The 4,328-nt window shown below is 62.9% G+C and carries 4 protein-coding genes and 1 pseudogene; 2 read left to right on the top strand and 3 right to left on the bottom strand.

The features are described 5' to 3' along the window. The first annotated feature begins 44 nt into the window (after positions 1–44). Both tnpB and tnpC read left to right on the top strand, forming a co-directional pair. Entirely contained in the window at positions 45–398 is a 354-nt protein-coding gene (gene tnpB / locus H8B02_RS45665; protein ID WP_229172273.1) for an IS66 family insertion sequence element accessory protein TnpB, read from the top strand. 51 nt (positions 399–449) lie between these two features. Then, a pseudogene (tnpC, locus tag H8B02_RS45670) lies at positions 450–1,865 on the top strand (IS66 family transposase); the annotation flags it as partial. A gap of 142 nt (positions 1,866–2,007) precedes the next feature. Here the strand turns inward: tnpC and H8B02_RS45675 are convergent. From H8B02_RS45675 to H8B02_RS48765, 3 genes are read right to left on the bottom strand one after another with little or no spacing between them, the layout of a single operon-like run. Next, on the bottom strand, positions 2,008–3,009 hold the full coding sequence (locus H8B02_RS45675) for a tyrosine-type recombinase/integrase (RefSeq protein WP_229172274.1): 1,002 nt from the start codon (positions 3,007–3,009) through the stop codon (positions 2,008–2,010). Continuing rightward, positions 3,006–3,932, bottom strand: a complete 927-nt coding sequence (locus tag H8B02_RS45680) for a tyrosine-type recombinase/integrase (protein WP_229172275.1) — start codon at positions 3,930–3,932, stop codon at positions 3,006–3,008. The genes H8B02_RS45675 and H8B02_RS45680 overlap by 4 nt, the downstream gene beginning before the upstream one ends. Continuing rightward, positions 3,929–4,294, bottom strand: coding sequence for a tyrosine-type recombinase/integrase (locus tag H8B02_RS48765; protein ID WP_312001563.1), 366 nt, complete (start codon positions 4,292–4,294; stop codon positions 3,929–3,931). Before H8B02_RS48765 ends, H8B02_RS45680 begins: the two co-directional genes overlap by 4 nt. Between the last annotated feature and the right edge of the window lie 34 nt (positions 4,295–4,328).

Raw genomic sequence — 4,328 nt, forward strand, 5'->3', positions numbered from 1 at the left:
ACTGTGTTGAGTGATGTGTTCTTGGCGCTTCGACGGACACGTTCATGCTGACGCCGCCCGCGAACCTCATGATTTTCGTGGCGACGCAACCTGTGGACTTCAGAAAAGGTGCGGAGGGCTTGGCGCTGTTGGCGAAGGAGACGCTGGGCCATGACCCGATGAAGGGCGCGGCGGTGGTGTTCCGTGCGAAGCGCGCCGATCGGGTGAAGATTGTCGTCTGGGATGGCAGCGGCCTTGTGATGTATTGGAAGCGGCTCGATGGCAGCGGCTTCAAATGGCCTCCCATCGTGGCCGGCGTGATGCGGATGAATGCCGCCCAGCTGTCCGCGCTTCTGGCCGGCATGGATTGGACGCGGATGCACGCGCCTCGAATCCCGCAGCCGAAAGCACTTGCGTAGGACATAAAATCTTCGCTGCATCGGGGCGCGAAGCATGGCAGACTTGGGCCAATGAGTGATTTGCCTGATGAGCTGCCGAGCGATCCAGCCGAGCTGCGTGTCTTTGCCGCGGCTCTGCTGGATCGCTGCGCCAGGCTCGAGCGGTTGCTCAAGCTTGCAAAAGATGCGCAGTTCGGTCGGTCCTCGGAAAAGCTGGACGCTGATCAGCTACAGCTTGTTCTGGAGGACATCGAAGAGGCCGTCGCGGCTCTCGAAGCAGCTGAGGATCGCGCCAATCCCAGAGCCCGCGAGAAGAGAACTGCCAAGCGCAGAGCCAACCGTGGTCAGCTTCCGGAGCATTTGCCGCGCATCGTCGAAACCCTGATGCCGGCTGAAACCTGCTGCCCGTGCTGCAAAGGCGATCTCGTTGAGATTGGTCGCGATGAGAGCCAGAGGCTCGACGTCGTTCCGGTGCAGTATCGCGTCATCGTCACCCGCCGGCCCAAACTGGCCTGCCGCGCCTGTCGCGGCGTCGTCCTCCAGCACGCTGCTCCTGAGCGACTGATCAGGGGCGGATTGCCCACTGAGCGACTGGTCGCGCATGTGATCGACGCGAAATATCATTGGCATTGGCCGCTTTACCGCCAGGCACAGATGCTGGCGACGCATGGGATAGTGCTCGACCGTTCCACGCTTGCCTTCTGGGCCGGCTATGCTGCCCAGGAATTGAAGCCCTTGTGGCATCGTCTGCGCGAGCTGCTGCTCGAGTCCCCGAAGCTCTGTGTCGATGAGACCCCGGCGCCGGTGCTGGATCCGGGGCGCGGCAGGACCAAAACCGGCTACTTCTGGGCGCTGTCACGCGATGACAGGCCCTGGGCCGGACCTGCCCCACCTGGCGTGGTTTACGCCTATGCGCCGGGCCGTGGGGCCGTTCATGGCTTGAGGCTGCTCGAGGGCTATCGCGGCATCATCCACTGCGACGGCTATCAGGCTTACAAGACCATGACCCGAGAGACGCGTGCGGACGCCTTGTCCGGAACGCTCGCCTTCTGCTGGTCGCATCTGAGGCGCCAGTTTGTGAAGATCGAGCGCGAGGCTGCTCCGGCGCCAGCTCCGGTTGCCCGCGAGGCTCTTGAGCGCATCGCCCAACTTTACGCGGTCGAGAAAGCGCTCCGCGGCCGATCGGATGCCGAGCGCCGTGCTGGCAGGCAGGCGCATGCCCGACCTCTGGCTACAGCCTTGAAGCAGTGGTTTGAGGCCAAGCTTGATTACCTTGCACAAAAGAGCGACACGGCGAAGACCTTGCGTTACGCGTTGCGTCATTGGGACGGCCTGACGCTCTACCTTGATGACGGGCGCATCGAGATGGACAAGAATGCTGTCGAGCGTGCGATGCGGCCGATTAAGCTCAATGCCAAGAACTCCCTTTTTGCCGGTTGCGACGAGGGCGCCGAGAATTGGGCAGTTCTGGCTTCGTTAATCGAGACGGCCTTATGCCGAGTGCGGCATAGGCAGGTTTATGCCGCCCGCCGAACTATGCCGAATGGGTCCGGTATGGCGCGTCGTTGTCACGGTGGCATCGTCGATTGCGTGCACGGCAGCCCCATTCCATTCGGCATAGTCTGGTCGTTCAGAGCGCCTCTAGGAAGGCGAGCAGGCGGTCGTTCGGCTGGAAGCGGGTTCGCTTGCCTCGCTCGTACGGCTTGAGCTTCGCCAGGGCAGCTTCCTTGAGGGCGAGATGGGCGTGCAGGTACGTCTGTGTCGTCTCGACCGATTCATGACCGAGCCACAGTGCGATCACGGAGCAGTCGACGCCGGCTTGCAGCAGTTCCATCGCAGCGCTGTGCCTCAGCACGTGCGGCGACACGCTCTTGGCCTTCAAAGACGGGCAACTCTTGTGAGCGACACGAACATGCTTTCCCAGCAGTGACTGGACGCTGTCGGCACTGAGCCGACCCCCATGCACGTTGGGGAACAACGCTGTTGCTCCTTTCCGCAACGGTTCCTTGAGCCATGCCTGGAGCGCGCACCGAGCGAGTACGGTCAGCGGAGTTGTCCGCTCCTTCCGCCCTTTACCGACGCATCGTACGTGTGCGCCAGACCCGAGGTGGACGGCATCCCGGTCAAGGCCGGTCAGCTCGGAGAGGCGTAAGCCCATCTGGGCCGCGACCAGCAGCAAGGTGTGATCGCGGCGGCCAAGCCACGTCGTTCGATCGGGCGCGGCGAGAACCGCCTCGATCTCAGGGCGCGTCAGGAAGTGTACCTGTCGCTTGTCGTGGCGCTTGCTCGGTATGGCGAGCACGCGCTGGATCAGTGCACTGTGTGTCGGTTCCTCAAAGGACACGAACCTGAAGAAGGATCGGATGGCGGTCAGACGCAGGTTACGCGTCTTCGCGCTGGCGCCGCGCGTTACCTCGATATCGGTGAGGAACGCGCCGATAAACGTTGTGTCCAAATCGGTGAGCGTCAGGGCCGATGGGGGCTTCCGCAGCTGCACCTGTGCGAACATGAACAGCAGCCGGAACGTGTCCCTGTAGGAGGCGATCGTGTTGTCGCTAACGTTGCGCTGACGCATGAGGCGCTCGGTGAAGAAGCGCTCGATCAACGTGGCGACATTGCAGGCGGGCTTCATGACGTCACCTCCCACCGCCGATCGAGACGCCGCGCCGCTTCTTCCATCAACTCGGGGCAGGCCAAGAGATACCAGTAGGTATCGCGCACGCAGGCGTGGCCGAGGTAAGTGGAGAGCACTGGGAGTTGTTGCTCGACGTCCTTGCCTTCGCGATACCAGTCGAGCAGCGTCCAGATGGCGGAGCGATGACGGAAGTCGTGCACGCGCGGCCCGGTATGATCACCTGGGCGCCGCAGCCCAATCTCTCTGGACAATCGCCAGAAGACGCGATGAACGTACTGGTGCAGCAAGCGGCCTCCCTGTTCGGCAACGAAGAAGGTCGAGCCGCAGCGTGATCCGAGCATCGCGTCGCGCCGGTGGGCGTAGTCGCGCAACGCGGTTCTCGTCGTGGGATGCAATGGTACGAGCCGCGACTTGCCGAACTTGGTCAACCGGACCGTCAGCACGCCGGCGTCGAGGTCGACGTCCTGACGCTCCAGGCCCATCGCCTCGGATATACGCATGCCCGTCACCGCGATCAGCCCGAACAGGGTATGGTAGGTCCATCGGCGCAGCCCGTCCGCCGGCGGCAGAACCAGCGCCGCCGTCAGCAACGCATCGATCTCCGCGTCGCTGTAGACATATGGCTTGGCGCGCTTCCATCCTGGCAGCATGCCGACAGGCGGCACCTCCGTTCTCGGATCGAAGTTGGCGACATGGCGCGCGAACCCGCGCACGTCGCTCAATCGCAGCGCCCAGGATGCACGACGATCGGGCGGCAGCGTTGCCCATTCCATTGCCAGCTTCGTCGTGATGATCCTGGCTTTGCGCTTCTCCATGAAGGCGACGAAGTCGGCGAGCCGACGGGTCTGGTGCTCGTACTTGTATCCCAGTCCCTTGCGCATGTTCAGGTACTTATCGAGTGCGGAGCGCAGATTGGTCATTGCACGCCTCCCGGCCAGGGCAGGCTCAATGTTCTCAACGCATCGATGTCGACCTTCGCGTAAATCCGGGTGGTGTCGTGGTTCTCGTGCCGCAGCAACTGTCCGATCTCCGACAAGGTCGCGCCAGATCGGAGAAGCTCGGTAGCGAGACTGTGTCGGAAGATATGGGCGCCGCGGTGTGCGCAACCTCCGATTCCAACGCGATCGAGAGCGGCCTTGGCGATCATGGTGATCGCACATCCGGAAGCAAAGCCGACGTGTGGCGCGAGTGTGCGGACGAACAACCGTCGGCACGACGACTTTGGGCGGCCATAGCGCAGATATGCAACGATGGCCGCGCCAACGTCTGGCGGTATCGGCATCCGTGCCCGCTGTCGGCCCTTGGCGCGAACGAGC

The organism is Bradyrhizobium altum, assembly GCF_020889705.1.
Taxonomy (GTDB): domain Bacteria; phylum Pseudomonadota; class Alphaproteobacteria; order Rhizobiales; family Xanthobacteraceae; genus Bradyrhizobium; species Bradyrhizobium altum.